Origin of the sequence: Hamadaea tsunoensis DSM 44101 (assembly GCF_000428945.1) — a bacterium.
GTDB classification, from domain to species: Bacteria; Actinomycetota; Actinomycetes; order Mycobacteriales; family Micromonosporaceae; genus Hamadaea; species Hamadaea tsunoensis.
Window position 1 is genome coordinate 72318 of the sequence record NZ_AUAX01000015.1, and the last position, 25070, is coordinate 97387.

27 protein-coding genes and 1 pseudogene are annotated in these 25070 nt (G+C 68.9%); 19 read left to right on the forward strand and 9 right to left on the reverse strand.

Going from position 1 to position 25070, the window contains the following annotated elements; genetic code table 11:
• Nucleotides 1–119 precede the first annotated feature (119 nt).
• Nucleotides 120–518, reverse strand: a complete 399-nt coding sequence (locus tag G401_RS0121030) for a carboxymuconolactone decarboxylase family protein (RefSeq protein WP_027344054.1) — start codon at nucleotides 516–518, stop codon at nucleotides 120–122.
• Nucleotides 519–708: 190 nt separating this feature from the next.
• Between G401_RS0121030 and G401_RS0121035 the strand changes: the two genes are divergently transcribed.
• From G401_RS0121035 to G401_RS0121050, 4 genes are all read left to right on the forward strand, one after another.
• Nucleotides 709–2364 (forward strand): ABC-F family ATP-binding cassette domain-containing protein, encoded by a 1656-nt coding sequence (locus G401_RS0121035; protein WP_407636898.1) that lies wholly within the window; start codon nucleotides 709–711, stop codon nucleotides 2362–2364.
• 74 nt (nucleotides 2365–2438) lie between these two features.
• A complete protein-coding gene (locus G401_RS0121040) occupies nucleotides 2439–3260 on the forward strand; it encodes an MBL fold metallo-hydrolase (protein WP_027344056.1) in 822 nt (273 codons plus the stop codon).
• 65 nt (nucleotides 3261–3325) lie between these two features.
• Nucleotides 3326–3799: a hypothetical protein gene (locus G401_RS0121045; RefSeq protein WP_027344057.1), complete on the forward strand. Its 474-nt coding sequence runs from the start codon at nucleotides 3326–3328 to the stop codon at nucleotides 3797–3799.
• Nucleotides 3800–4103: 304 nt separating this feature from the next.
• On the forward strand, nucleotides 4104–4466 hold the full coding sequence (locus tag G401_RS0121050; RefSeq protein WP_157546012.1) for a hypothetical protein: 363 nt from the start codon (nucleotides 4104–4106) through the stop codon (nucleotides 4464–4466).
• Nucleotides 4467–4513: 47 nt separating this feature from the next.
• Here the strand turns inward: G401_RS0121050 and dcd are convergent.
• Nucleotides 4514–4864 (reverse strand): annotated as a pseudogene (dcd, locus tag G401_RS54890) (dCTP deaminase); the annotation flags it as partial.
• Between the two features lie 232 nt (nucleotides 4865–5096).
• Here dcd and G401_RS0121055 point away from each other — a divergent pair.
• A complete protein-coding gene (locus G401_RS0121055) occupies nucleotides 5097–5651 on the forward strand; it encodes an NUDIX hydrolase (RefSeq protein ID WP_027344059.1) in 555 nt (184 codons plus the stop codon).
• 3 nt (nucleotides 5652–5654) lie between these two features.
• Here the strand turns inward: G401_RS0121055 and G401_RS53050 are convergent, their stop codons facing one another.
• The gene (locus tag G401_RS53050; RefSeq protein WP_051366936.1) at nucleotides 5655–6974 is read right to left on the reverse strand and encodes a helix-turn-helix domain-containing protein; all 1320 of its coding nucleotides are present in this window, start codon (nucleotides 6972–6974) and stop codon (nucleotides 5655–5657) included.
• 173 nt (nucleotides 6975–7147) lie between these two features.
• Here G401_RS53050 and G401_RS0121065 point away from each other — a divergent pair, with 173 nt between their 5' ends.
• The 6 genes from G401_RS0121065 to tgmC are packed head-to-tail and all read left to right on the forward strand — an operon-like array spanning nucleotide 7148 to nucleotide 11303.
• Nucleotides 7148–7441: a hypothetical protein gene (locus G401_RS0121065; RefSeq protein ID WP_027344060.1), complete on the forward strand. Its 294-nt coding sequence runs from the start codon at nucleotides 7148–7150 to the stop codon at nucleotides 7439–7441.
• On the forward strand, nucleotides 7438–7812 hold the full coding sequence (locus G401_RS0121070; RefSeq protein WP_027344061.1) for a hypothetical protein: 375 nt from the start codon (nucleotides 7438–7440) through the stop codon (nucleotides 7810–7812). Before G401_RS0121065 ends, G401_RS0121070 begins: the two co-directional genes overlap by 4 nt.
• Nucleotides 7813–7871: 59 nt before the next feature.
• Complete coding sequence (locus tag G401_RS0121075; protein WP_157546015.1) at nucleotides 7872–8948, forward strand: hypothetical protein; 1077 nt, start codon at nucleotides 7872–7874, stop codon at nucleotides 8946–8948.
• Between the two features lie 39 nt (nucleotides 8949–8987).
• Nucleotides 8988–9221: a putative ATP-grasp-modified RiPP gene (gene tgmA, locus G401_RS47260; RefSeq protein WP_034592505.1), complete on the forward strand. Its 234-nt coding sequence runs from the start codon at nucleotides 8988–8990 to the stop codon at nucleotides 9219–9221.
• A 4-nt stretch (nucleotides 9222–9225) separates the two neighbouring features.
• The gene (tgmB, locus tag G401_RS0121085) at nucleotides 9226–10161 is read left to right on the forward strand and encodes an ATP-grasp ribosomal peptide maturase (protein ID WP_027344063.1); all 936 of its coding nucleotides are present in this window, start codon (nucleotides 9226–9228) and stop codon (nucleotides 10159–10161) included.
• Nucleotides 10158–11303, forward strand: coding sequence for an ATP-grasp peptide maturase system methyltransferase (gene tgmC / locus G401_RS0121090; protein ID WP_027344064.1), 1146 nt, complete (start codon nucleotides 10158–10160; stop codon nucleotides 11301–11303). Before tgmB ends, tgmC begins: the two co-directional genes overlap by 4 nt.
• Nucleotides 11304–11374: 71 nt before the next feature.
• Here tgmC and G401_RS58795 read toward each other — a convergent pair whose 3' ends face one another.
• Nucleotides 11375–11545 carry a phosphatase domain-containing protein gene (locus G401_RS58795; RefSeq protein ID WP_456064519.1) on the reverse strand — a complete coding sequence of 57 codons (171 nt, stop codon included), beginning with the start codon at nucleotides 11543–11545 and terminating at the stop codon, nucleotides 11375–11377.
• Between the two features lie 68 nt (nucleotides 11546–11613).
• Between G401_RS58795 and G401_RS0121100 the strand changes: the two genes are divergently transcribed.
• The 4 genes from G401_RS0121100 to G401_RS0121115 are packed head-to-tail and all read left to right on the forward strand — an operon-like array spanning nucleotide 11614 to nucleotide 13923.
• Complete coding sequence (locus G401_RS0121100; protein ID WP_027344065.1) at nucleotides 11614–12423, forward strand: CPBP family intramembrane glutamic endopeptidase; 810 nt, start codon at nucleotides 11614–11616, stop codon at nucleotides 12421–12423.
• A gap of 57 nt (nucleotides 12424–12480) precedes the next feature.
• Nucleotides 12481–12822, forward strand: coding sequence for an ArsR/SmtB family transcription factor (locus G401_RS0121105; protein WP_027344066.1), 342 nt, complete (start codon nucleotides 12481–12483; stop codon nucleotides 12820–12822).
• A 4-nt stretch (nucleotides 12823–12826) separates the two neighbouring features.
• Entirely contained in the window at nucleotides 12827–13303 is a 477-nt protein-coding gene (locus tag G401_RS0121110; RefSeq protein ID WP_027344067.1) for an SRPBCC family protein, read from the forward strand.
• Nucleotides 13303–13923 carry a dihydrofolate reductase family protein gene (locus G401_RS0121115; protein ID WP_027344068.1) on the forward strand — a complete coding sequence of 207 codons (621 nt, stop codon included), beginning with the start codon at nucleotides 13303–13305 and terminating at the stop codon, nucleotides 13921–13923. Before G401_RS0121110 ends, G401_RS0121115 begins: the two co-directional genes overlap by 1 nt.
• A 34-nt stretch (nucleotides 13924–13957) precedes the next feature.
• Here the strand turns inward: G401_RS0121115 and G401_RS0121120 are convergent, their stop codons facing one another.
• Nucleotides 13958–14485, reverse strand: a complete 528-nt coding sequence (locus tag G401_RS0121120; RefSeq protein WP_027344069.1) for a YbhB/YbcL family Raf kinase inhibitor-like protein — start codon at nucleotides 14483–14485, stop codon at nucleotides 13958–13960.
• Between the two features lie 110 nt (nucleotides 14486–14595).
• On the opposite strand from G401_RS0121120, the gene G401_RS0121125 reads away from it, so the two are divergent.
• Nucleotides 14596–15318, forward strand: a complete 723-nt coding sequence (locus tag G401_RS0121125; RefSeq protein ID WP_051366937.1) for a phosphotransferase — start codon at nucleotides 14596–14598, stop codon at nucleotides 15316–15318.
• A 96-nt stretch (nucleotides 15319–15414) separates the two neighbouring features.
• Here G401_RS0121125 and G401_RS0121130 read toward each other — a convergent pair whose 3' ends face one another.
• Nucleotides 15415–16380, reverse strand: a complete 966-nt coding sequence (locus G401_RS0121130; protein WP_157546017.1) for a hypothetical protein — start codon at nucleotides 16378–16380, stop codon at nucleotides 15415–15417.
• Between the two features lie 189 nt (nucleotides 16381–16569).
• Nucleotides 16570–17973: a ricin-type beta-trefoil lectin domain protein gene (locus G401_RS0121135; protein ID WP_034592507.1), complete on the reverse strand. Its 1404-nt coding sequence runs from the start codon at nucleotides 17971–17973 to the stop codon at nucleotides 16570–16572.
• A 331-nt stretch (nucleotides 17974–18304) separates the two neighbouring features.
• On the opposite strand from G401_RS0121135, the gene G401_RS0121140 reads away from it, so the two are divergent.
• Nucleotides 18305–18985, forward strand: a complete 681-nt coding sequence (locus G401_RS0121140; protein WP_027344073.1) for an adenylate kinase — start codon at nucleotides 18305–18307, stop codon at nucleotides 18983–18985.
• A 19-nt stretch (nucleotides 18986–19004) separates the two neighbouring features.
• Here the strand turns inward: G401_RS0121140 and G401_RS0121145 are convergent, their stop codons facing one another.
• On the reverse strand, nucleotides 19005–19751 hold the full coding sequence (locus G401_RS0121145) for an aminoglycoside phosphotransferase family protein (protein ID WP_211240792.1): 747 nt from the start codon (nucleotides 19749–19751) through the stop codon (nucleotides 19005–19007).
• A 231-nt stretch (nucleotides 19752–19982) separates the two neighbouring features.
• On the opposite strand from G401_RS0121145, the gene G401_RS0121150 reads away from it, so the two are divergent.
• The gene (locus G401_RS0121150) at nucleotides 19983–21557 is read left to right on the forward strand and encodes a DUF7507 domain-containing protein (protein WP_027344075.1); all 1575 of its coding nucleotides are present in this window, start codon (nucleotides 19983–19985) and stop codon (nucleotides 21555–21557) included.
• A 15-nt stretch (nucleotides 21558–21572) separates the two neighbouring features.
• A complete protein-coding gene (locus G401_RS0121155) occupies nucleotides 21573–22163 on the forward strand; it encodes a hypothetical protein (RefSeq protein WP_157546021.1) in 591 nt (196 codons plus the stop codon).
• Between the two features lie 62 nt (nucleotides 22164–22225).
• Here the strand turns inward: G401_RS0121155 and G401_RS0121160 are convergent, their stop codons facing one another.
• Nucleotides 22226–24937: a vWA domain-containing protein gene (locus G401_RS0121160; protein ID WP_051366938.1), complete on the reverse strand. Its 2712-nt coding sequence runs from the start codon at nucleotides 24935–24937 to the stop codon at nucleotides 22226–22228.
• Nucleotides 24938–25070: the final 133 nt, after the last annotated feature.

Here is a 25070-nt window from a genome sequence, read left to right on the forward strand (position 1 = left end):
CACGGCCTCCTCCGAGCCTGCGACTGCGAGATCGCTTCAACGTAATGACGTTGATGGATCAGCACATGAGGCGGAAGGCCCAGGAGGCGGTGCGGTGGAGGCCCAGTTTCCGGGCCAGGTCACTCCACGGCGTTCACCGGCAGCAGGCCGCGCTCGCCGAACACCTTCTTGGCGACGAACGTGGCGTTGATCGCCCGCGGGATCCCGCAGTACACCGCCGAGTGCAGCAGGGCCTCGACGATCTCGGCCGGGCTCAGCCCGACGTTGAGCGCGGCGTTGACGTGCACCTCCAGCTGCGGCTCGCAGCCGCCGAGGGCGGTCAGCACGCCGAGGGTGACCAGCTGGCGGTCCCGCGGCGGCAGCTCGGGCCGGGCGTACATGTCGCCGAACGCCCACTGCACGACCTGCTCGCCGAGGACGGGTGAGATGTCGGCGAGGGCGTCGACGACCCGCTGGCCGCCCTCGCCGTCGACCTGGGTCAGCATCTGCCAGCCGCGCTGGTACCGCTCGTTATCCATGATCAAGACGGTACAAGTTGGAGCGGACTCGAAGTCAAACCCGCAATCCCCGGCCGCAGCTCTGATCAACGGGCTGCCGCAAAGCACACCTTCGCGCCGGCCATGGCGCCACGGCCCCTGCTGTCTCCCTCGACGGTTCGTGACTCCCCCGGGCGACGCCACCCGAACCGGGCGAGGTTCCCGCAGCGCGATGGATACCATCGTCGTCGTGACGGGCACGATGATCGTTAAGGAACTGGCCGCGGGGTTCGGCGACGAGGAGCTCTTCGCCGGGCTGGACCTGGTGGTCGCGCCGGGCGACGTCATCGGGCTGGTCGGGCCGAACGGCGCGGGCAAGTCCACGCTGCTGCGGACCCTCGCCGGACTGCAAGACCCGCAGAGCGGCACGATCGCCCTCAGCCCGCCCACGGCCCTGGTCGGCTACCTCCCGCAGGAGCCTGAGCGGCGCCCCGGCGAGACCGTCGGGGAGTACCTGGCCCGGCGGACCGGGGTGACCGCCGCCCAGGCCGCGCTCGACGCGGCGGCCGCCGCGCTCACCGTGGGCGAACCGGGCGCGGACGACGCGTACGCGACCGCCCTGGAGCGCTGGCTCGACGCGGGCGGCGCGGACCTGGAGGACCGGGCGGGGGCCGTCGGCGCGGACCTCGGCCTCGGCGTGTCGCTGGACCACCCGATGACCGGGCTGTCCGGCGGGCAGGCCGCCCGGGCCGGTCTCGCGGCGCTGCTGCTGTCGCGGTACGACATCTTTCTCCTCGACGAGCCGACCAACGACCTCGACCTCGACGGCCTGGCCCGGCTGGAGTCGTTCGTCTCGGGCCTGCGGGCGGGCACGGTCGTGGTGAGCCACGATCGCGAGTTCCTCACCCGCACCGTCACCGACGTGCTGGAACTGGACCGGCCGCAGCAGCAGATCCACTTCTACGGCGGCGGCTACGAGTCCTATCTGGACGAACGCGAGCTCGGCCGGCGGCACGCCCGAGCCGAGTACGAGCAGTACGCCGACACCAAGGCGGGCCTGGAGGCCCGGGCGCGGACCCAGCGCAACTGGATGGAGAAAGGGGTCCGCAACGCCCGCCGCAAGGCCACCGACAACGACAAGATCGGCCGCAAGCTGCGGGCGGAGTCCACCGAGAAGCAGGCGGCCAAGGCCCGCCAGACCGAGCGCCTCATCGAACGGCTCGAGGTCGTCGAGGAGCCGCGCAAGGAATGGCAGCTGCGGATGGAGATCGCCGCCGCGCCCCGGGCCGGAGCGATCGTCGCGGCCCTGCGCTCGGTCGTGGTCGACCGCGGCGGCTTCACCCTCGGACCGGTCGATCTGCAGGTCGACTGGGCCGACCGGATCGCGATCACCGGGCCGAACGGCGCCGGCAAGACCACCCTGCTCGCCGCGATGCTGGGCCGGATACCGGTCACCTCCGGCACGGCCGCCCTCGGACCCGGCGTCGTCGTCGGCGAGATCGACCAGGCCCGCGCGCTGCTGCTGGGCGACGAGCCGCTCCTCGACGCCTTCCGCGCCGCCGCCGGCGACTGGCTGCCCGAACCGGCGCGTACGCTGCTGGCGAAGTTCGGGCTGCGCGGCGACCACGTCCTGCGGCCGGCCGCGACGCTGTCACCGGGCGAGCGGACCCGCGCCGCGCTCGCCCTGCTCCAGGCCCGCGGGGTCAACCTGCTGGTCCTCGACGAGCCCACCAACCATCTCGACCTGCCCGCCATCGAACAGCTCGAATCGGCACTCGACGCGTACGCGGGGACGTTGCTGCTCGTCACCCACGACCGCCGGATGCTCCAGGCGGTACGCACCAACCGCCGCATCGACGTCCGCGCGGGACGGATCACGACCAGCTGACCAGAGGAGGGGACGATGAGCCGCTTCGCACACGTGACGAACATGCCGCCCGGTCCACGGATCGAGGCCCGCCCATGCTGAGGCAGGTCGCGGCGGGCGTACTCGTCCACGAGAGCGAGTTCCTGCAGAGCAACGCCGTCGTCGTGCAGGGCCCGACCGGCGTGCTGCTCATCGACGCCGGGCTACAGGACCACGAGATGGCCTGTATCGCGAACGACCTGTCCGGGCTGGGCCAGACCGTCGTGGCCGGCTTCTCGACGCATCCGCACTGGGACCACCTGCTCTGGCTGGCCGACCTCGGCACCGCACCCCGGTACGCCACCGCACGCTGCGCGGCCGCCGCCCAGGACCAGCTGTCCGAGGACGCGAAGGCCGAGATCACGGCCCACCTGGAGCCGACGGGCATCGCCGAGCGGGTCCCACTGGACCTGTTCGGCCTCGTCACCGCCCTGCCCGCCGGCGCGGCGGAGATCCCCTGGGACGGCCCCCTGGTCCGGATCATCGAACATGAAGCGCACGCGCCCGGCCACGCGGCCCTGTTCATCGAGGAGCGCGGGGTCCTGGTCGCCGGCGACATGCTGTCCGACGTCCTGATCCCGATGCTCGACCTGAACGGCACCGCCGACCCGATCGAGGACTACCTCGCCGCGCTGCGGCTGCTGGAGGGCGTGGCGGGCGGCGCCGACGCCGTCATCCCCGGCCACGGCTCAGTGGGCGACGCGGACCAGGTACACGAGCGGATCGGGCGGGACCGCGCGTACGTGCACGCCTTGCGTGCGGGCCGGGTTCCCGACGACCCGCGGATCGGACCGTCGGCCCAGCCCGGCTGGGAGTGGGTCGGCGACGTCCACGAGGGGCAGGTCCAGCGCCTCGCCCAGAGAAACGCAGGCTCTTGATCAACAGGTGGAAGTCGGTCATGATGTGCACCCGCTCACATATCTCTCCACAAGGGTGTGTCCACATGAAACTCCACTTCGGACCGACCGCTCGCCGGCTGTCGGCGCTGGCGGCCGGGACCATCGGCACGGTGGTGGCGCTGTCGAGCCCGGCATTCGCCTCGTACAACGACGGCTTCGCCGCGATCACCACCAACTCCTGCGGGTCGGCCATCTTCGTCGACTACGGCGAGGGTGCTCCCGGCGGCGGCAACAACGACGACTACATCCTGGTCCGCGACAACTGTTCGGACAGCCACGGCATCCGGGCCTGGGCCTGGGTCACCGAGCACACCTCGGCCGGCGACCTCACCTACAGCCTCGGCTCGAAGTACAACGGCAACGGTGTCGCCGGCGCGGACGTCGTCTGGGATCCGTTCGTCGACGGCAACGTGCGGCCGGGCGACACGGTGAAGCTGAAGGTCTGCCTGGTCGACGGCAGCGGCGACAGCACGGGCTCGTACTGCGACTCGGCCAGCCACACCAGCGTGGACGGCTGAGCAGACCGCACCGACGCGTACCGCCCTGGACCTCGGGAAGTCCAGGGCGGTTCGAGCGTACCTCACCGTCCATTGTCGAGGTTCGCGGTGAAGTTGCACTGCACGAGCATGTCGCCGTCCAGCTCTGCGTGCAGGACGTACCGCGCGGGCCGGTCGTCGGGGTGGGAACATCGTAGGTTCAAATCTTGTCGTCCCGACTCTCAGGCCCACCAGCCTGACGCGGCGCAAGGATGCGGCCTGACATGATTGGGCTGTCCTCGTCACCCTGACAGAACTGGGCCGTCTCATGAAGATTGCAGGCGCCTTGACGTTCGTCCTCGGCCTGATGATCGCGGCCGTGTTCGCGCTGTTGCCGGCTGAGGTGTCCGTACTGGGTACATCAGGTAGCTGCGGGCTTCCGATATCGACAGCGTTCAAGGCGGTCGACTCTTCGCAAGACGAGTTCACGCAGGGAATCGCTAAGGAGTGCAAGGACCGCTCAGTGCAGCGGCTGATACTCGGCGGCGTGATTGCCGTGATCGTGGGATTTACGGGCCTGGGACTGCTCGCGGCTGGAGAGGCACGCGCGCTTCGCCGTCCACAGCCGGTCTACTGGTGGGACGGACGGGTCTGGCTTTCCACCTCCCTCTATCCCCCGCCACCCGGCTATACGGGGCCGTGGCGCTAATAGCCCTGCCGGGAGACGGCGGGTTCACACCGACCGCGAAGCTGCCACTAACGTAAAGACATCGGCCCGCGCTGGCCCTGGTAGCGAGATCCGTATACCAGCGTGCCATACGGGTGCAGCGCCTGTGGGGAGCGCTGGAACGCGGCACAGTTGGTCGATCTTCATTCTCGGCCAGAACAGAATCGGCAGGTTCGCCACGTTGGACAGCTCCAAGGTTACGCGGCCGGAGAATCCTGCGTCGATGACCTCGGCTGTCGAATGGCCAGCAGACCTAAGCGGTCGAGTGACGATTTGCCTACCAGCCGGGCGGCGAGTTCGTCGCCGACGGTGATTACCTCGAGCGTGGATCCGAGGACGAACTCGCCGGGGCGAAACACGAACACATGGCGGTCGGGAACTCGATGAGCGTTATGAGGTTATCTCGCCGCCCCGATCTGATTCGGGGCCCACGACCACACTTCGAGCTGCCATAGCTCGCGCAACAGTGCGGGGACATGAGACTCGTACGTGTTGCGTGGAGATTCGAAGCGCCCCGGGAGACGCTGAAGTCGTTCGTGCGAGAGACCGCGACGGGCACTCGTTCAGGGCGCCACGGCCGGTGCGGGCAACGCGTGTCGGTACGCTCGACAGGTGACGACGAGCGGCCGAGAATCTACGCAGTGGACGATTCACAGCGAGCGCACCGTGGACGACACGCGGAAGGCCAAGCTGAGCATTGCTCATGTCGAGCTTCCGAACGGTGTTGAGTTCGAGCAGTACGTTCTGCGGATCCCTCAGTCGGCGATGACCGTCCTCTTGGACGACGCCGGCGAGCATGTGCTCATGATGTGGCGGCACCGGTGGATCCTCGACCGGTGGGTGTGGGAGCTCCCCGGAGGGTACGTCGACGATAGCGAAGACCCTGCCGTCACGGCCGCTCGAGAGGTTGAAGAGGAGACGGGCTGGCGGCCACGCGGAGCGCTCCGTCAGCTGTTCACCTTTCAGCCGATGGTCGGTATGGCCGACGCGCCGAACCTCGTCTTCATCGGCAAGGGGGCCGAGTACGTCGGCGAGCCGACCGACATCAACGAGGCCCAGCATGTCGAATGGCTTGCCTTGGACCAGGTCCCCGAGCGCATCGCGAACGGCGAGATCGTCGGGGCGGGTTCCCTCGTCGGACTGCTCGCCGCGATGGCGGAGCGCTGACTGTTACGCGGTCGCGGCGGCCGCGCGCTCGGCCAGGGCCTTGACCCGCCTGTCAGTACGCCACGGCCGCAGCTCACGCAGCAGACGATCGATGTTGTGGATCACGCGGACCGACGACATGCCGGAGGCGAGATCCAGTGCCCGGTGGCCGACCGCGCAAGCCTGATCAACGTCGCCGGCTTGCGCGTGCGCGCCGGCGAGAAGCAGCTCGTTGAACGCTTGCCCACGTATGTATCCCGGGCGCATGGCTAGCGATTGTTCGGCCGCCTCGCGGGCGAGAGCGGGGTGCTCGAGCTCCCGGAAGCAGTGGCCTTTGATCGCGGCAAGGTATGCCTCGTCGAAGTAGCCGATCCAGTGCGGGTCGGCGTCGCGTACGCCGCCGGCCAGTACGGTCTCAGCCTGCGTCAGAGCGCTGGTCGTCTGCTGTTCCTCGCCGGCCACGGCGTGAGCGTGGGCGCGCATCAGCGACGCCTCGGCGACGAGAGCGTGTACGCCTGCCCGCTCGGCGGTGCGGCCAGCTGCGCGCGCAAGGTTGACCGCGGCGTTCGGTTTGCGGATGAAGATGGCCTGGTGGCTCATACCGGCCAAGATCTCGGCGCCGAGCGCTCGGTCGCCGGCCCATTGAGCGAGGCCCAGTGCCTGAATGAAGTACCGTTCTGCGAGCCCGTGCTGGCAGCTGTCGTAGGCCAGCCAGCCGGTGAGTTGCGTTAGCTCAGCCACGGCGCTCAGATACGTGGCACCCAGCTGCGAGCGGGTCTTGTGGTGTAGGGCTGGGCCGACTTCGGCGTCGAGGTATTGAACGAGGCCGGCGCGGATTTCTCCACCGCCGTACTGGTTGTCGAGCCGGCGGAAGGTGCGGGTCATCGCGCGGACCGCGTCGGTCGATCGGAGGTCGCCTTCGATCGCGTCAAGGTCTCGTCCGATGTCGTCTGAGCTGAGCCAGTCGGCGATGGGTGCGACGGCGGCGGCCGAGACGTAGACGGCGCTGCGCAGGAACGCTCGACGAGTCGCGTCGTGTTGCCAGAGTGACGTCACTGTTTCGATGCTCCCTGCCCAGTCGGATCTGAACCGTAGCCCAAGGTCGTTTTCTTGGGCGCCGCTAGTCGCCGCCCGGTGTTGGGCGGAGATGGCAATCAGCTGGCCGCCCGCGCCGAGAAGATCATCGAATCGGACGACGACATCGTGGTGCGGGGTCTTGCTGTCCTTCTCGATTTCCCAGACGTAGACGTGGCTAACGTGCGCGCGTTCGGCGAGCGTACGCAGCGACAGTCTGCGCTGGTTGCGCCAGCGCTTGAGGGCTCTGCCGAGAGTGTCCTCGCTCAACGTTGCTCCCGCTGCGGCCGAGGCGTCAGCTAACAGTCAGCTAACACCACGCGTATTTATGTCGCCGTGTGTAACGAGCACGCTACTGGTGTCGCGTCGGTGAGAGCGTATCGATTCCTCTCTCCAATCGCCTCATTCATCGAGCGTAAATCCACGTGGGGAGGACATCAACGATGGTCACCGCTGGGAGCATTGCGGCGCGGTACAGCACTGTTCGTTCGCAGATCTATGAGCGCATGCTTCGCGAACCCTCTCGCCCGTGGGCGGTGAAGGACCTGCACGACGCGCTGGCGGATCTCGACATCTCAGAGAATGCCGTACGTTCCACGCTCTACCTTCTGCTCGGCGAGCGCGTTGTCGTCGAACAGAAGGGGTTTCGCGCTATGAGGGTGAAGCTCACCGAGGACGGGCGAGACGTCCTGCGCGTGCTTCTGGAGAGCTGGGCGCGACAGGAGGCGTCCGCGTGAACCTCGTGCAGCGGCTACTTGGCGTGACTCACAAACAGCGCGTTCCGGCGTGGGCGTCAGAGTCCACTGTCGAAGTGGCAATCGTTCGCCACCACAACGCTTCGACGGCGTGGACGGAGCTGAACACAGGACTGCTGCACACCGTCGCGACTGGTCTGGCTGACGGCCGTCCGTACTGGCACGCCATCTCTGGCGAGATCGTGTGGGAGGGGAACAAGGTCGTCACGGACATCGACCCGAGCAGCGTCGGGGTAATCCTCGGGGCGGGTCGGTCGCCCCAACTCGCCGAGGTCATGTTGGTCGCAGGCCCGGGTGCTGGCCAGGTGCAGGAGCTGACCCCGGGCCGGATCATGCGCCGGCTGCCGAACTAACACCGCATCCCACGCCACCTGGATCAAGGTGGCGCTCTTCTACCCCTGGAAAGGTCGATATGACCAGCTCTGCCGATCAACAACCGAAGCCGGCGCATCGCCAGGCTCGTCGCTGGCGGTGGGTTGCCGTCGGCGCTGCGGTGTTGCTGGTACTCGTGTCCGCCGGAACGGCCGCGGCCTACCTTCGCCCTGGTGAAGGGCAGGTGCCGCTCGCTGTTACGCCGCCGGGCACGATCCTCGGCGAGGAACAGCTCACTGGGAACTTGCTGCTTCACGCGGTTGCCTCGCAGCTCACGGACTCGGCAGCTGACGGACGTAGCGGTGGTCCCTACAGCTGGATCGAGGATGTCGTCTGGTACAAGTCGATCCAGGGACCTATCGAGGTCGCCGAGGAGAAGCGTTGGCGTACGCCCGACGGCAAGCTCTACCTGGGCGTCACGCGCCGCGTTGACGACATCGGTGTACGGGAGGCCGACTTCGATCCGATCGTGGCCTATCGGAAGCTCAACTTCTCCCGGGTCGAGCCGGCAATCGTCGACAGCCGCGAAGATCACCAGGACCGCGAACCGGACGTCACGCTGCCCGGGAATGGCGACGGCGTACACGAGCTGACCTGGATGCTCTCGGCCCAGCGCCAGTTCCAGGACGCTATCCCACGCGTCAAGGTCGACGAACTTCTGGACCTCTACCGTCACCAGCTGGTGCCGAAGCCGCTGCGTGCGGCGATTCTGCGTGCTCTGGCAGACCTTCCCGACGTGAAGTTCACCCACGTCCGCAGCCGTGACGCAGCGATGCGGGAAGGGTTGGCGTTCAAGACGTCGCTCGGCAACGACGACTACATGATCATCATTGATCCGGCCACCGGGGACCTGCTGGCCGTTCAAGAGACGTTCCTCGGTCACCTGTTCTCCTACACGCTCTTTACCCGAGCCGAATGGACCGACCAACTCGGAGAGCCGGTCAAACCCACGCCGGCGTCCACCCTGGTCCCGACCCAGACGGCTTGGCCAGGAGTCCCCTACCGGCCCTCAGCGCAACCACGCCCGGCGGTAAACGTCCCACTCGCCATCGAGAGGAGGCGGGACTGTGACTCGGGACTTCTTCTAAGCAGCCATCACCGAACCGAAGCGCTCTGACCAACACCCTCAACCCATCCAGCAGAAGGGCACAGCGCAATGCCTACAGCAGCCGACGTTCCGTACGGCGTACGCGCCGCCCAGGCCGTCACCCCCGAACCCGTCAACGTCGCGGGAATGATCTACGACCCGACCCAGCAGATCAACCTCGTTCGAGACGGCGAGGTGATGGTGCCCGTGCTCAAGCACACCAGCGGCACCACGGCGACCAACACCGCCTCGCAAGACAACTCCGGCGGCGCCGACCGCGACCAAGACCAGCGAGAGGATTGATCGCATGCGCCGGCGTACCGTGGCGATCTTCACCGACGAGAAAGACGTGACTGCCGACTATGTCGTTCAGGAACTCAACCGTCGCGGTACGCCGGTCTTCCGATGCGATCCAGGTGACTTCCCCACCAGCCTTCAGATCGACGCGCAATTCGACTGGGGGTGGACAGGCACCATCCGTACCGCCTCCCGAACGTTGAACCTGACCGATATATCGGGTGCATGGTGGCGACGACCGAGCCGCATCGAGGTAACCGGCGTGGCGGCAGACACTGCCGAGTGGGCGACCATGGAGGCGCGGGCAGGCTTTCGCGGCCTCATGGCCACGCTGCCGTGGCTCAACGATCCCGACAGGATGGCGTACGCCGGTCACAAGGCCTTGCAACTGTCGGTTGCGAGGTACGTAGGCTTGCGCGTCCCGCCGACCCTCATCACCAACGATCCCGACCGGGTCCACGCGTTCGCAGCCGCACACGGTCCGTTGATCTACAAACCGATATGGTCGGGACTGCTCGATACGGAGCATGTCATCTATGCCTCGCCGGTAGACCTTGCGACGGTCGACGACAGCGTGCGGTCGACGATGCACGAGTTTCAGCCGGCTGTCCCGAAGGACCACGAGCTTCGGATCACAGTCGTCGGGGACAGGATCTTCGCCGCGCGCATCGACGCCACGACAGACACCGGCCGGCGCGATTGGCGGGCAGACTATCGCAACCTCAAGTATTCGACAGCGACCGTGCCCGTTCTAGTTGCCCAGCAACTCGTGGCATACCTGGCGACGCTGCGGCTCCGCTTCGGAGCGTTCGACGTGATCGTGACCCCCGACGAGCAATACATGTTCTTGGAATGCAACCCAAACGGGCAGTGGGCGTGGATCGAGGACGAAACCGGGCTGCCCATCGCTGCCGCGATCGCCGACGCGTTGGAAGGAAGACGATGACCGAAGAGTTCGGGGCCGAGCGAGAGGTCTTCGTGAGCCACATCGTCCAATCGGGCAAGCTCACAAGCGACCTGTGGATCAAGGCGTTCCGCGAGGTCCCTCGCCACGTCTTCCTTCCCAGCTTCTTCGTCCAGACGAGCGACGGCATGTGGCGGCCCGTTGACGGGCGCCGGCCCGAGTACGCCGGCCTGGTGTACGCCGACACCACTCTGACCACACAGATCAACGGGCTGGTCGAACCGGGATCCGTGAACGGTCCGGTGATCGGGGTGGGTACATCGAGCTCTACCCAGCCGGGTCTCATGGCCGCGATGCTGGAAGCGCTCGATGTCGAACCGGCGACCCGGATCTTGGAAATCGGTACAGGAACCGGCTACAACGCAGCCCTCCTCGCCCACCGGCTCGGACCCTTGAACGTCACGACGGTCGAGGTCGACCGGACGGTGGCGAAGGCAGCCGCGGCGAACCTCCAGCGGTGCCACCTGGTTCCCGACGTAGTGGTCGGAGACGGTCAGCTCGGGTGGCCGGCGTACGCGCCCTACGGCCGGCTCATCGCAACCTGTTCGGTGCCAGCGGTGCCCGGCGCGTGGCTGGACCAGGTCCGCGACGGCGGCATCATCGTGACGAGCTTGTGGAGGGAGCTGGGTGGTGGTCCGCTCGTTCGGCTAGTCGTCCGTGAAGGAACCGCCTCGGGCCGGTTCCGCTCGACGCTTGGCGGGTTCATGCCCGTCCGCGATCGGTCAGCGGTGAACGTCGAACGAGCGTTGAACGGCGCGCTGAAGCAGCACGGCGACCGCCGCCCCGCGATGGTGGCGTCGGAGGTGATCCACCGCAGTGATGCCGGCCTGTGGATCTCACTCCTCGTGCGAGGCGCTTCCTGGCTGGGCTTCACACCGGAAGACGGTTCGGACCAGCTGTGGCTATTCGCAGCGGACGGCTCCTGGTCGATGCTCGACGCTGCGACAAAGGAGGTCGAGCAGTTCGGACCGCGACGACTGTGGGATGAAGTTGAGCGCGCCTTCGGACTGTGGAAGCAGAACGGCGGCCCGGCTCGCGAGCGCCTCGGGCTGACCGTCGACCGGTCGGGCAAGCACTCGTTCTGGCTGGACGAGCCGTCCCGCACGCTATGGGCCGAGGACTAACCCCAAACGACAAGAAGGCCCGGCTCCCCGCATCGGGACCAGGCCTTCTGGCTGTCTCTACGCGGCAGCGTCTAGAAACTTCCCTCGGCCACCTGGAACACGGTCAAGCCGATCGACCGCCACGCGTTCACGACTCGGTCGCGGTCGTCCAGCACGTACTCCACGCGGTACCGGTGACGGATGTGCTTGTCGAAGAGGTCGAGCTTGACCAGCGCGTCGTTCCGGAACTCTCCGTGGGCCAGGCTCTCTCCGTACGCCGTGTCAGTGGTACGACAGGCCGGCGAAAGGGGCCCGCCCGAGCATTCCCGGCATGGAGAACACTCTGACCCCCACGGTCGCGGCGCCCGTCGCCCGGCCGAACCGCTTCGTCGCGCTGCTGCTGGCCGACCGGCATTCCGTTCCGCTGTCGGTCGCGCTCCACCTGGTGCCCGGCGCCCTTATCGTCGCCGCGTACGCCTTCATCGCCGCGCCGCTCGTCCGGGCGATGGCTTATCCGATCTTCCTGGCCTGGGCCTTCGCTCTGGTCATCGTGCTGGTGCCGATCCTGTTCGGGCTGTTGTGGCTGGGCCGATACCGCAACGGCCGCCTCTCGCTCCGGGGCGTGCTGCACTACCTGGACCGGCCGATCCCGCGCGGCAAGGTCATCGCGATGATGGCCGGCCTGCTGGTGTGGATGACAGTGGTGTCGGTCGCCCTCGTCCCGCTCGACAACGTCGTCTACAAGACGTTCTTCACCTGGGTTCCGTTCGAGGGCGCCGGCGGCAGCGCCACCACCTACCTCGACGGGTACCCGCATTCGGTTCTGCTGGTCACCATGCTGGTCAGCCTGCCGCTGACCGGATTCGGCCTGCCGCTGATCGAGGAGTTCTACTTCCGCGGCTTCCTGCTCCCCCGCATCGCCCACCTGCGCTGGGGAGCGCCCGTCCTCAACACGGTCCTGTTCTCGGTCTACCACTTCTGGGCGCCGTGGACCGTCGTGTCGAAGCTCGTCTTCCTCTTCCCGGGAATCTGGCTGGTCTGGCGCAAGCACGACATCCGGCTCTCGATCGGCATGCACCCGGGCTCGACCCTGCTCATGGCGACCGTCGGCACCGTCGCCGTCGCCCTGGGCCTCTTGTGACCGGACGGGCCGGACCGGCCGCTCTACGCGTAACCATATGGGCATATGATGGTGGGCATGGCACGAGCAGCGACGACGTCGGACGTCTTCAACGCCATCGCCGAGCCGCGGCGCCGGGACATCCTGGCGCTGCTGCGGGCGGGTGAGCGGCCGGTGACCGACCTGGCCCAGGAACTGGGGATGAGCCAGCCGCGGGCGTCCAAACACCTGCGGGTGCTGCGGGAGGTCGGACTGGTGCGCGACCGCAAGGCGGGCAAGCAGCGCTTGTACGGCCTGGACGCGCGCGGGTTGCGGCCGGTCCACGAGTGGACCGGCGGGTTCGAGCGGTTCTGGAACGAGAGTTTCGACCGGCTCGACGCCTACGTGCGGGATCTCAAGCGGGCAGGGCAGGAGGAGTAGCCGGATGAGCGCGACAGCCGACCGCGAGATCGTCATCTCGCGGGTCATCGACGCCCCGCGGGAGCTGGTGTTCGCGGCCTTCACCGAGGTCCGGCACCTGTCACGGTGGTGGGGGCCGGAAGGGTTCACCACCACCACGCGGTCGTTCGAGTTCCGCGTCGGCGGGGAGTGGATCTTCATGATGCACGGACCGGACGGCACGGACTACCCCGAGTGGATCACCTGGACCGGCATCGCGCCGCCGGAGCGGATCACGCTGCGGCACGGGGAGAGCCGCGACGATCCGAACGCCTTCGAGTCGGTCCTGACGTTCGACGCCGACGGCGGGGCGACCCGGATCGAGATGCGCACGCTGTTCCCTACCAAGGAACTGCGCGACGAGGCGGTCGAGAAGTACCACGCGATCGACAGCGGCCGGCAGACGCTGGGCAACCTGGCCGCCTACGTCGCGGACATGGTTCGTACGGGAGTGGAGGACTGATGAGCGGGAAAGTGTTCTTCAGCGTGTCGATGTCGCTGGACGGGTTCATCGCGCCCGAGTCCCTGGGGGATCTGATGGGGCCGCAATGGATGGAACTCCAGCGGTGGATCTTCCCGCAGCGGTTCTTCCGGGAGAACCTGAAGCTCGGTGAGGGCGGCGAGGAGGGGCGCGACAACGACCTCCTGCGGGAGACGTTCGAGCGCACCGGCGCGAACGTGATGGGCAAGCGCATGTTCGACGCCGGCGAGCGGGCATGGCCGCAGGAGGCGCCGTTCCACACGCCGGTCTTCGTCGTGACGCACGAGAAGCGCGACCCGTGGGAGCGGCCGGGCGGGACCACCTTCCACTTCGTCAACGACGGTGTCGAGGCCGCGCTCGACCAGGCCCGCGCGGCCGCCGGCGAGCGCGACGTCCGGATCGCGGGTGGCGGCGCGACGATCCTGCAGTTCCTGAACGCGGGCCTGGTTGACGCGTTCACGGTCGCGCTGTCACCCGTCCTGTTCGGCGGCGGAGTCCGGCTGTTCGAGGGCGTGGACGCGGACCGCGTGGCCCTGGAGCCGGTCCACGCGGAGCCGACGGCACGGGTGACCCACCTGACCTACGCGGTCAGGCAGCGGTAGGCGCCGCGGCCCCGGTGAGACCGCCGAACGGCGATCAGCGTTCGTAGTGGACGGTGAGGGTGGCGCGGGCGATCGTGTGCTTGTTGATCGCGTAGCTGATGTACCCGGCCCGGTCAGTGTCGTCGAGGCCGAGGTCGTCGGTGTCGAGCGCGTGGACGGCGAAGATGTAGCGGTGCGGACCGTCGCCCGCCGGCGGGGCGGCCCCGTCGTACGCGTTCTCGCAGAAGTCGTTGGTCAACTGGAGTGCGCCGCCGGGCAGCAGTTTGCCGTCGACCGCTCCCGCCCCGGTGACGAGCTCGACCTGGTCGGCGGGGACGCCGACGAGCAGCCAGTGCCAGAAGCCGCACACCGTGGGCGCGTCGGGATCGAAGCAGGTGACGGCGTAACCGCGCGTTTCCGCGGGTGCGCCCGACCACGCGAGGTGCGGACTGAGGTTGCCGCCGCCGGCCGATTCGTTCACGTGGGTCAGGGGCATCGCACTGCCGTCGGCGAGATCGGCGCTGCTCGCGTCGAATGCGGGTACGCGCAGGAAGGCGTACGGGTCCGGCCGGTCGAAGGCCATCGGTTCCCCCAGATCGTCGATGTTCTTGGCCGGGGGAACACTGCCCTGGGGGAACCGGGGACGCAAACGGATTTACCGATGACGGTTCGCGCCGGTGGACAATGGCGGCTGTGACGCCCGAATGGTTGCCGGGGAACGTCGGCGGTGCGGTCCGGATCGGCGGTACGGTCCACCGCCCGACCGGACCGTGGACGCCCGCGGTTCATGCGCTGCTGGCGTACCTGGGCGAGCGGCTGCCACTGGTTCCGGCCGTGTACGGCTTCGACCTCGACGGCCGCGAAGTCCTGGCGTACGCCGAGGGCAAGGTCGAAGAGGTCGTCAACGACGCGCAGCTGACCGGTCTGGTCTCGTGGACCCGCCGGTTCCACGAGGTCGTGGTGGGATTCGCACATCCCGGCCCGTGGCGGTACTTCCCGATCCCGGGCGCCACCTTCATCGGGCACAACGATCTCGCGGCGTACAACGTGTGTTTCGACGGCGACCGGCTGGCCGGCGTCTTCGACTGGGACCTGGCCGGCCCGACGAACGCCTTGCAGGAACTGGCGTTCATCGCCTGGAACGGCGTGCCGATGTGGGCCGATCTTCCCCGCGAGGAGGCGGCCCGGCGGCTGCGCCTGATCGCCGACACGTACGGCGGACCCGGCGCGCAGGAGATCCTGGACGCGGTCGTCCCCCGGATCGAGCTGATGATCGCCGGGATCGCCGACCGGGCCGCCGCCGGGGATCCGGGGATGCGCAACCTGGTCGCCCACGGGGAGCAGGAACGGGATCGGGCGACGCTCGCGTGGCTGCGACCTCGGATTCCGGGCATCGCCGCCGCCCTGAGCCCATGACCCGGGCAGGCGGTCCCCTGCCCGGGGCTGTTCGTCCGCACGCACCGCGGCCGTCCGCGAGTCGCGCGGTGCGCACGGATCAGGGTCCGAGCGCCGTCAGTACGGCGAGACGACCCGCTGCTGCCCCTCGGCCGGCGGCTTGTAGTCGGGCAGCTCGGTCAGCTTGCCATCGCGGATGACGTTGTCGTCGCCGCCGCGGAACCCCGACACGGTCTTGCCGGTCAGGCCTTCGAGCGCCTTCTTGATGTGCTCGAACTTCTTCGCCGGCAACAACATCAGCGACGACGAGTCCTTCTGCGCGGGCAGGGCGACCGTGGTCTCGTCCGGCAGGCTCGCGACGATCTTCTCGAAGGCGTTCAGGTCGGAGCCGTCCTCGCCGGGCTCCTCGCCCTCGCCGATCTGCTCGCTGCCGCCCTTGCGCAGGACGACGTGCCCGCCCTTCAGCTCACGGTCCACGTACACACAGCCCAGAACGTCACTCACGGGTACGCCGAGCGTCGCGACCTCCTTCGAGTAGGCCAGGTGGGGAGCGAGGTAGGCCTGCATCCGATACGTTTCGAGCCAGCCCTTCAGCCGCACGATGTAGACCCGGGCGCGCTCCTTGAGCAGCTCGGGCTTCATCGGGTCGTAGGGGAACAGGCCGGCGATCTTGTAGTCGCGGGTGAAGCAGACGGCGCAGTCGTTGTCGAGGTCGACGTTGCCCATGCGGACGGCGACCATCGAGGACAGGTACTCCGTGATCTTCCGCGTACGCTCGCCCTCCTCGTCGGCGGCGAACTTCTCGGCCAGCGCGGCCCGCACCTGGCGCAGCCGCCGGTGCGTCTCCAGCCCGACGTTCACCACGTCGTACTTGGCGAGGACGGTGGAACGCGGCTGGAATCCGGTCCGGGCGATCTCCTCCAGCGGACGGGTGTCGCTGCGGAACGCGTACGGGTAGACGGTCGAGCCCGAGCCGAGGGTGAAGGAGCGGAACATCTCGCGATGGATGACGGCGATCTCCGGGACCTCGCCGACGCCGCTCGCCGAACCCAGCTTGCCGTCAGGCAGTCTCCATATGCTCATGCCGTGATGCTCCGGACTCCGGCGGTACGCGCACGACCGGATCAAGGACAGTCGGTAGTCGATTCATCACTCAAGGGTCGGCGAATCCATCGACCCGGCGCTACGGACGGGTGCGGAGCCGGGCCGGTCCAGGGTGGACCGGCCCGGCCGTCGACCGAGGGCGGACGCGCGGGCGGTGCGCGGCGGTGATCAGCCGGTGAACTGCCGGAAGATGTTGCTGAAGGCGTAGTTCGCCTGGCTGATGCCGCTGCACGTACCGCTCAGGGTGCCCGCGGCGCAGCCGAAGTCGCGGTTGATCGCCCAGAAGCTCAGCCGGGCCATGTGCTGCTGCTGGGCGAAGGTGAGCAGCAGCTGCGCGTCGGCCAGGGTGAACCGCTCGCTCGGGTCGTCGTTCTGGCCGATCATCGGGGTCGCCGCGATCATGGCCCACAGCTGCGCGTCGGTGCGGCCCGGCAGCAGCGTTTTGAGCTGGCCCTCGACCTTCTTCAGCGCGTTGATGCTCGCCTGGCCCATCTGGCTGCCCGAGACCCCGTCGTAGTAGTCCATGGTCATCGGGTTGACCACGTCGAAGGTGAGGCCGCGGGCGACCGCCGACTGCAGGACGTAGAGGTTCTCGCCGCTGAGCCCGCCGGCCGGGCTGACCCCGAGCGTGAAGGACAGGTGCAGCGTCTTGCCGGCGGCGCTCAGGTTGTTCTGCAGGATCTTCAGCGCGTCGTTGCGCTTGTCGACCACCGCGGGATCGAGGTTGTTGTGCACGTCGCCGTGCTCGGCGTCGATGTCGAGATAGGTCGTCGCGTACGCGGTCAGCACACTCTGGTACGCGGTGGCGATGGCGCTCGCCGTCGAGCAGTGGCTGACCAGGTCGTCCGCGTCCCAGCCGCCGGACGAGACGATGACGTCGCCGCCGGCCGCCCGCAGCTGCGCCACGTAGCCGCGCAACTGGTTGTCGTCGGTCGACCAGATCGGCTGGCAGTTGCCGGTGCCGTTGACGAATCCGAGGGTGTAGAACTTCGGCCCGCCGTTGGCGGCGAACTGCGCCACGTTGTTGCCGACGAACGTGGCGATGTAGGGCGCGAACGGGAACGTCGTGGTGGTCGGCGGCGGCTGGGTGCCGCCGGGCAGGATCCACTGCTGGTTCGCACCGGTCCCGCAGTCCCAGATCTGCAGCCGCGTACCGTCGGCGGAGCTGACGCCGGTCGCGTCCAGGCACCGGCCCGAGCCCGTGTTGACCAGCCGGCCACCGCTGACCGTCCACTTCTGGGCGTTGGTGGCGTTGCAGTCGTAGAGCTGCACCTTCGTGCCGTTGGCGGTACCGGCCGCGGTCACGTCCATGCACTTGCCGAGCGCCCGGATGCTGTTGTCCGTGTTGCCCACGGTCCACTGCTGCGCGCTGGTGCCGTTGCAGGTCCACAACTGGACCGCCGTGCCGTTGGCGGCGCTCCCGCCGGAGAGGTCGACGCACTTGCCGCCGTACCCGGTGATCTGGCCGACCGTCACGGCGGCCGCGGCAGGGGTGGTGAAGCCAACGGTGGCGGCGAGGACCGCCGTCACCGCGGCGAGGGCGAGCCGGGAACGGTGACGGCCGCTCCGCATGACTGGAGGCAATCGCATGTCGGGTCCTTCCTGAGCGGGGACGTCGACACGGGGATGTCGACGGGGCGGGCTCCCTCCAGGCGACGGCCATGTCGCCGGATAGGACTGTAAAGACTCTTACCTGATCGAGCTGAGGCTATGTTCAGACCGAAGTCACGTCAATACGTAACTTGAACTAAGCCATAGCGATAAGCTCTTGCAGAAGTCGCCGGGGCCCGGCGCCGGCGGAACCCGAACGACCACCGGCAGGCCGTCGGTGTGACGGCGCTCATCGCGCGGGCCGGCCGCCAACCTCGACAATGCCGATGCAGGCGCGATGCGAGGAGGCCGCATGAGGGTGGTGCTGCTGGGTCCGCCCGGCTCGGGCAAGGGAACCCAAGGCGCCCTGCTGGCTCAGCGGCTGGGCCTCCCCAAGATCTCCACCGGCGACGTGCTGCGCGCTCAGGCCGAAGCCGGGACACCGCTCGGGATCCAGGCCCGCCCGCATCTCGATGGTGGAACCCTGGTCCCCGACGAGGTGACGATCGGAGTCGTCGCGGACCGGCTGGCGCAGCCCGACACCGCCGGCGGATTCATCCTCGACGGCTTCCCGCGTACGCTGCGGCAGGCCCGCGATCTCGGCGAGCTGCTGGACGGTCAGCGCCGGCCCATCGACCGGGTCATCGAGTTCCGGCTCGCCCGCGAAGACGTGATCGACCGGCTGGCCGGCCGGCGTACCTGCGGGTCGTGCGACCGCATCTGGCACCTGACGCTCAACCCGCCCCCGGACGGACGATGCGGCGACTGCGGCGGTGCACTCACGCAACGCGCCGACGACCGGCCGGACACGATCGCGCGACGACTCGACGTCTACGACCGCCAGACGCTACCGCTCGCGGACCACTACCGCAGTGCCGGCGTACTCGTGGTGGTGGACGCGGACGGCCCCGTCGAGACGGTGCTGGCCGGCAGCCTCGCGGCGCTCTGCGCTCCGGGAGACGGCGCGCTCGACGCGGCGGAACGGCGCTCGTAGCCGCAGTGTCCGGGCAGCCTCATCGCCGGGATCTCAGTACGGCGACCTCGGGGAACTCGTCCGGCGAGCCGTAGCCGTGCTCGGCCAGCCAGCGGACGTTGGTCAGGCATCGCAACGACCACCACGCGTGGATGAGGTCGCGGTCGACGTCGGTGCCGTAGCCGGCGAGGACGTCGTCCAGGTGCTCCGGGTGTCCGAGCGTGAGGATGGCGAGGTCGAACAGCGCGTCGCCCTGCGACGCCTCGGACCAGTCGATGACGCCGGTGATCTCGTCGCCGGCGACGAAGACGTGGTCGACCTGCAGGTCGCCGTGCGTGAAGACCGGCGTCCACGGCCGCAGCGCGGTCTCGGCGAGCCGGCGGTTGCGGGTGACCAGGTCGGCGGGCAGGACGTCGTGGGCGACGAGCCACTCGCACTCGACGGCGAGGCGCGATGCGAGCTCGTCGACGTTCGGACCGGAGCGTGGCGGCAGCGGCGCGTCGTGCAGCGCCCGCACTGCGGCACCGGCCGCGGCCCACGCCGCCGGTGACGCCGTCGACGGCTCGCCGAGGCGGCCGAGCGCCGTCCCGGGGACGGCGGCGATCGCGAGCACCGGCGGCTTGTGCCACAGGACCTCCGGCGTCGGGATCGGGGCCAGGGCCATCGCCTCGACCTCGGCGTCACCCCGCGCCTGATCAGCGTCGATCTTCAGGAACACGTCACCGACCCGCAGAGTCGCCCGCTCGGAATGGGCGACGACGACCTGGACATCATCCACGCCGGTCATTGTCGCGGGGACGGCCGCCGGCGTCACCCGGTTATCGCGGGCGACCGCGCTGTCCGGCGATGACCGGCATGGTCGGGCCTGCCGCGCCGGAGCGGCCACGGGGATGGACACCGCGCACGCGTGTTCCGGCCAGGCCCGCTCCGGCTAGGTCACTAATGTGGACATATGCGATCCAATCAACCGGAATCAATCTCGCGTCTTCGCCGCGTACTCGTCGGGGGGATCGCTCTGGTGATCGCCGCTCTGGCCGGTGGCGGCGGAGTCGGCTGGGCGGCGCCGGCTGAGGGAACGCTCCTGGTGGACGAGCCGTTCACCGGCGCCTCCGCCGACGATCGGTTCTCCGGGTACGGATCCGCCTGCCTCACCGGCGCGCCCGCGGTCACCGGTCTGGGCGCCGCGCTGCACCCGCTGGGCGGCTGCGCGTCCGCGGTCGGGCCGGTCCCCCCGGCCGGCGGCGCGCCGTTCGGCTTCCTCCGCCTCACCGACGACCTCAACGACGCGTCCGGCGCCGTCCTCTTCGACCAGGCACTGCCCGCCGATGAGGGCATCGAGGTCACCTTCGACCAGTACCAGTACGGCTCCACGACGCCCGCGACACCGGCGGACGGGATCTCGTTCTTCCTGGTCGACGGCGCCGGCGGACTCAGCGCCCCGGGCGCGTTCGGCGGCAGCCTCGGCTACGGCAAGAAGCTGCCCGACGACAACCCCGCCAACCAGTTCCTGCCCGGCGTCGACAACGGGTATCTCGGCGTCGGATTCGACGTGCTCGGCAACTACTTCGGCGATTGGGAACGGCGCGGGCAGGGCTGCGCCCGGCAGTCGCCGGCCGGTACCCCGTTCCGCATTCCCGGGCCCGGCCAGAACATGGTCACCGTCCGCGGTCCGGGCAACGGCATCACCGGATACTGCTTCCTGACCGCCACGACCAGCAACTTCACCACCACGGGCCCGTGGCCCTCGACGCTGCCCGGCCGGTTGCAGGGACCGTTGACCGCCTTCCCGCCGGGCACGAACGCGGAGCAGGCGGCGCAGTTGCTCCAGCCGTCCCGGCGGACCGTGACCATCCAGATCAGTCCGGGACCGGCGCCGCACGTCACCATCGACATCGACTTCAACGACGGGGCGGGCTCGCAACGGGTGCTCGAATTCGACGCGCCGACCCCGGTGCCCGACACCTACAAGTTCGGCTTCGGCGCGTCCACCGGCCTGTTCACCGACGTCCACCTCATCGGCAACGTACGCGTACGGTCTATGCAACCGCTGTCTCTGCTCGATCTCACCAAGTCGGCCGACACGGGTCACGCGTACCGCGAAGGCGACACCGTCGAGTACACGTACACGGTCACCAATGTCACCGGCGTACCGGTGCCCGACATCGAGGTCGCCGACGACCGGGTCGCCCGCGTCGTCTGCGCGAGCACCTCGCTCGCCCCGGCGGGCCAGCCCGGCGACAGCACGACCTGCACCGGGACCTACACGGTGACGGCCGAGGACGTGCTTGCCGGAGCGGTCACCAATACCGCGACCGCCACCGGTGACGCCGGACGGGTCGTGTCGCCCGAGCGATCGGTGACCGCGGCGACCGAGCCGACTCCGTCGCCGTCCGCCTCACCGGCCGCGTCCGTGCCGCCGTCCGTGTCCCCGACGCCGTCCGGCCCGGCGCTGGCGAACACCGGCACCCGCCTGTCACCGACGATCTTCGTCGGAGCGGCGGCCGTCCTGGCGGGCATCATCACACTGCTGCTCAGCCGGATGGCCGGCGCCCGGCGAGCGGGCAAACGTCGCGGAAGGCCACTTGCAGGGTAGCCGCACACTGGCGCCATGATCGGGCGTCGGTTGCATCAGCAGGGTTGGCGACGGATAGACCGCACGACGGCCGGCCTCTCGCGATGGGTCTTCTTCGGCGCCGTGATCGTCGTTCCGGCCATCGTCCGGGCCGTGTGGTTCGGCGACGTCCCGGCTCTCCTCCTCCCCGTGCCGGTGCTGCTGATTCTCGTCGCGGCATTCTTCCTCCTCGCCGGGCGACACGGCGTCTACGTCGGCGATCAAGGTTTCCTGGTGCGGGCGAACATGAACGCGTATCCGAGTCAGCCCCTCGGACCCGCATACGAGATCATCTATCCCTGGCACGTCATCCGGGCATTCGACGTGGACTGGTCGCTGAACCGGACCAACGGCAACATCGCCGTGCACCGGGCACTGTGGATCGTGGCCACCACCGGGGAACGCCACGAGACGTCGATCGGCCGATCGGTTCCGTATGCGGGCTCGCCGCCGGACGCCCAGTGGCGCTGGGCCGGGATACCCGCCATGCTGCTGCCGCCCGGCGAGTTCGACCGGATCGTCGAGATCCTCCGCCGCGAGTCCGCCGCCCGTTCTCCGCAGGCGATCGCTGACCACGAGGGCCCGTAACCGGTCACACAGACGTTCGCCGGCCTCGGGATCCCGAGGCCGGCGAACACTTCCCCTCAAGGTCAGGCTTCGTCACCGTCCGCGTACCGCTGGCGGCGAGCGACGATCAGCAACCCCACGCCGATCACGATCGCCAGCAGGCCCAGGCCCCCGAACCACCGCACGGCCACGCCGGTCACCGGGATCGGCGGCGGGCTCGGGCTCAGGCTCGGCGTCGCGCTCCCGCTCGGCGGCGGCGTGGCCGATCCGCTCGGGCTCGCCGACGCGCTCGGGGACTCGCTCGGAGACGCGCTCGGGGACGCCTGGATGTTGACCATCGTGCAGGTGATGTCCTGGCCGATCTCCGGGGTCAGGACACCGCCGGGCGTCGGCACCGTGGTGGTCGTTCCAGTCAGGACACACTCGGGTACGCCCACCGGATCGTAGCCGGCGGGACCGCCGCTCTCACTCAGCGCGTACGCGATGGTGGGTATCGCCAGTGCCTTGATGATGACGGCGTCGCCGTCGCGGCCGCGGAAGAGGACCGCCCCGAGGCCCCGGGCCCGTTCGCCGTCACCGGGATCCGCCTGCAGTTCCCAGTCCCTGGGGCCGGCGGTGCCGCCGAACGGATTGTCGACGAGCTTGCGCAGCGTGACCAGGGCGGGCTGGGCGATGTTGCGGGCGGTGCACTCCGCCTGCTGTCCCAACTGGACGGTCACGCCGCCGTTGAGGCCGTCGTATTCGGGGCCGAGGGTGCCGTCGCGCTGCCGCAGCGAGCAGTGCCAGCTGCCGGTGGACGGCGCCACGATGACCGCGCCATTGTTCACCTCCTGCCGGTATCCCGCCACCGTGGTCTCGCCGAGCAGGTAGCGGGTGTCCGCGGTCACCGCGTTCGAGACGCCGGTCGTCCCGCCGAACAGCGGGTTCGGGTCCCCCGTCGGGTACGCCGACAGCACCCACGAGTCGGCCGGCGTGTCCGGCGGCCCGTACGGGTTGACGACCTGCTTGATCAGGGTCAGCGTCGTCGTGCAGGTGACGGTGTTGAGGACGGCGTACACGTTGGCGCCGGCGGCCAGCGTGTGGGCGCCGAGGTCACCGCTCGGCGTCACCGTGCAGCCGGGCGGCAGCAGGGTCAGGTCGGGCGTGTCCCCGACGGTGACCGAGTCCCCGGCGACGTAGCCGCCGTACACCTGCGACCAGATCGGCGTGGTCTGACCGGTCAGGCCGAGCGCGGCCTGGAAGGCGGTCGGCTGCGAGGGGAACGGGAAGTCCGTGCCGTTGATCCGCCACACCTTGTTGACTTGGACGGTGGATTGAGGGACCGGCGCCCGGTTGTAGACCGAGCAGGTGACGATGCCGTTGGCCAGGGCGTCCACGGTGAACCCGAGCGCGCCGGAGTTGGTCACCGTGACCGGGTTGCCGTCGGAGGTGCACGTCGCGTTCAGGCCGCCGACCTGTTCGAGCGCGTACCCCGCCTGCTGGGTCTCCGTGATCGTCACCGACTTGGTCGTCGCGCCGGCGAGATCCACGTCGAACGAGAGCGCGCCCGTGGTGTTGTCCGTGCTGCCGCTGGCGGGCGTGACACCGGAGGTCGCGGTGGCGAAGGTCCAGCCGCCCGTCGGCACGCCGTCCGCGATGGTGCCGGTCGGCGAGATCACGTTCTTGACCACGCTGATCGTGCCGGAGCAGGTCTTGAGCGCGATGTCGCGGAACGTCTGCCCCAACTGGGCGTAGTCGGTCTGGACGTAGTCGCTGCCGGCGGTCGGGCCCGAGATGGCCTGGAGGTTGTTGGCCGAGCCGCTGATCCCCGCGCCGACGCCGACCGCGACGATCCGCGTGCCGAGGTTCTTCAGGGCGTTGGCGGAGAAGACCCCGTTCTCGACCTCGCGGAACCGGGTGTAGTTGCCCGGCCCCTCGGAGTTCGGGCCGTAGAAGGTGGGGTTGCCGTCGGTCAGCATCAGGACGGCGTCGTACCTCGTGGTCGCCGCGAAGACCTGGAACAGGCCGGAGTCCCAGTTGGTGCCGCCGCCCGCGGTCAACCCGGCGACGGCGTCCTTCACCGTCGTCCCACCGCTCGCGGCGGAAACCGAGGTGGCTCCGAGGATCTGGTTCGCGCCGGTGGCGAAGCTGAAGACACCGATCCTGGACGGCGTACCCGTGAGGGCGTCGACGAAGCCGTCCGCGGCGTCCTTCACCGCCGGCAGGTCGGGCGCGATCGAGCCGGAGACGTCGATGAGCAGCGCGATGTTCAGGCCGCAGTGGTCGGGCAGCGGCGGGTTGGTACGCACGTCGGCCCAGGTGTCCTCGCGCGCCAGCGGATTGGTGTTGCCGGTACTGATGGTCGGGAACTGGTACGCGACGTTGTTCTGGATCGTCCCGGTGAAGAACTGGTTGTAGGTTCTCGCGACGGTCGGGCCGGGTCCGGTGTCGACCGTCTGCAGGACCGCATAGCCCGCCGGGGCGGTGCGCTCGACGATCCAGTAGCCCTGGTTCGTCCCGGTCCGGGCCGCGACGTCGACGCTGCAGGTGCCCGTGGGAGCGGTCGTGGTGCAGCTGTAGGTGGGTGAACCCAGCGTCGGCGGGGTTCCGGAGACGCCCGGGTAGACGTCGAACACCGCGCCGGCCGGGCCGTCGACGGCCTGCGCGGTCGTGCGGTCACCGCCGACGCGCAGGGTCATGGTCGCATTCGTCGGGCTGGGCGCGCCCTCGGTGGGCGCCGGGTCGACGACGATGGCGACCGTGCCGGCCAGGAAGACTCCCACAGCCGCGGCCAGGCCAGAACGCAGTGCTCGCATTTCGCTCCTTTTGTCCGATCTCGGACACTAGGAGCGAATTATGCCGCCTGAGACGCCCCGCTACCGGGAAATGCCTGCTTATACGGTTAGTCGTGTCAGAATTACACTGCGTAAACACGTTGCGGCCGTCGTT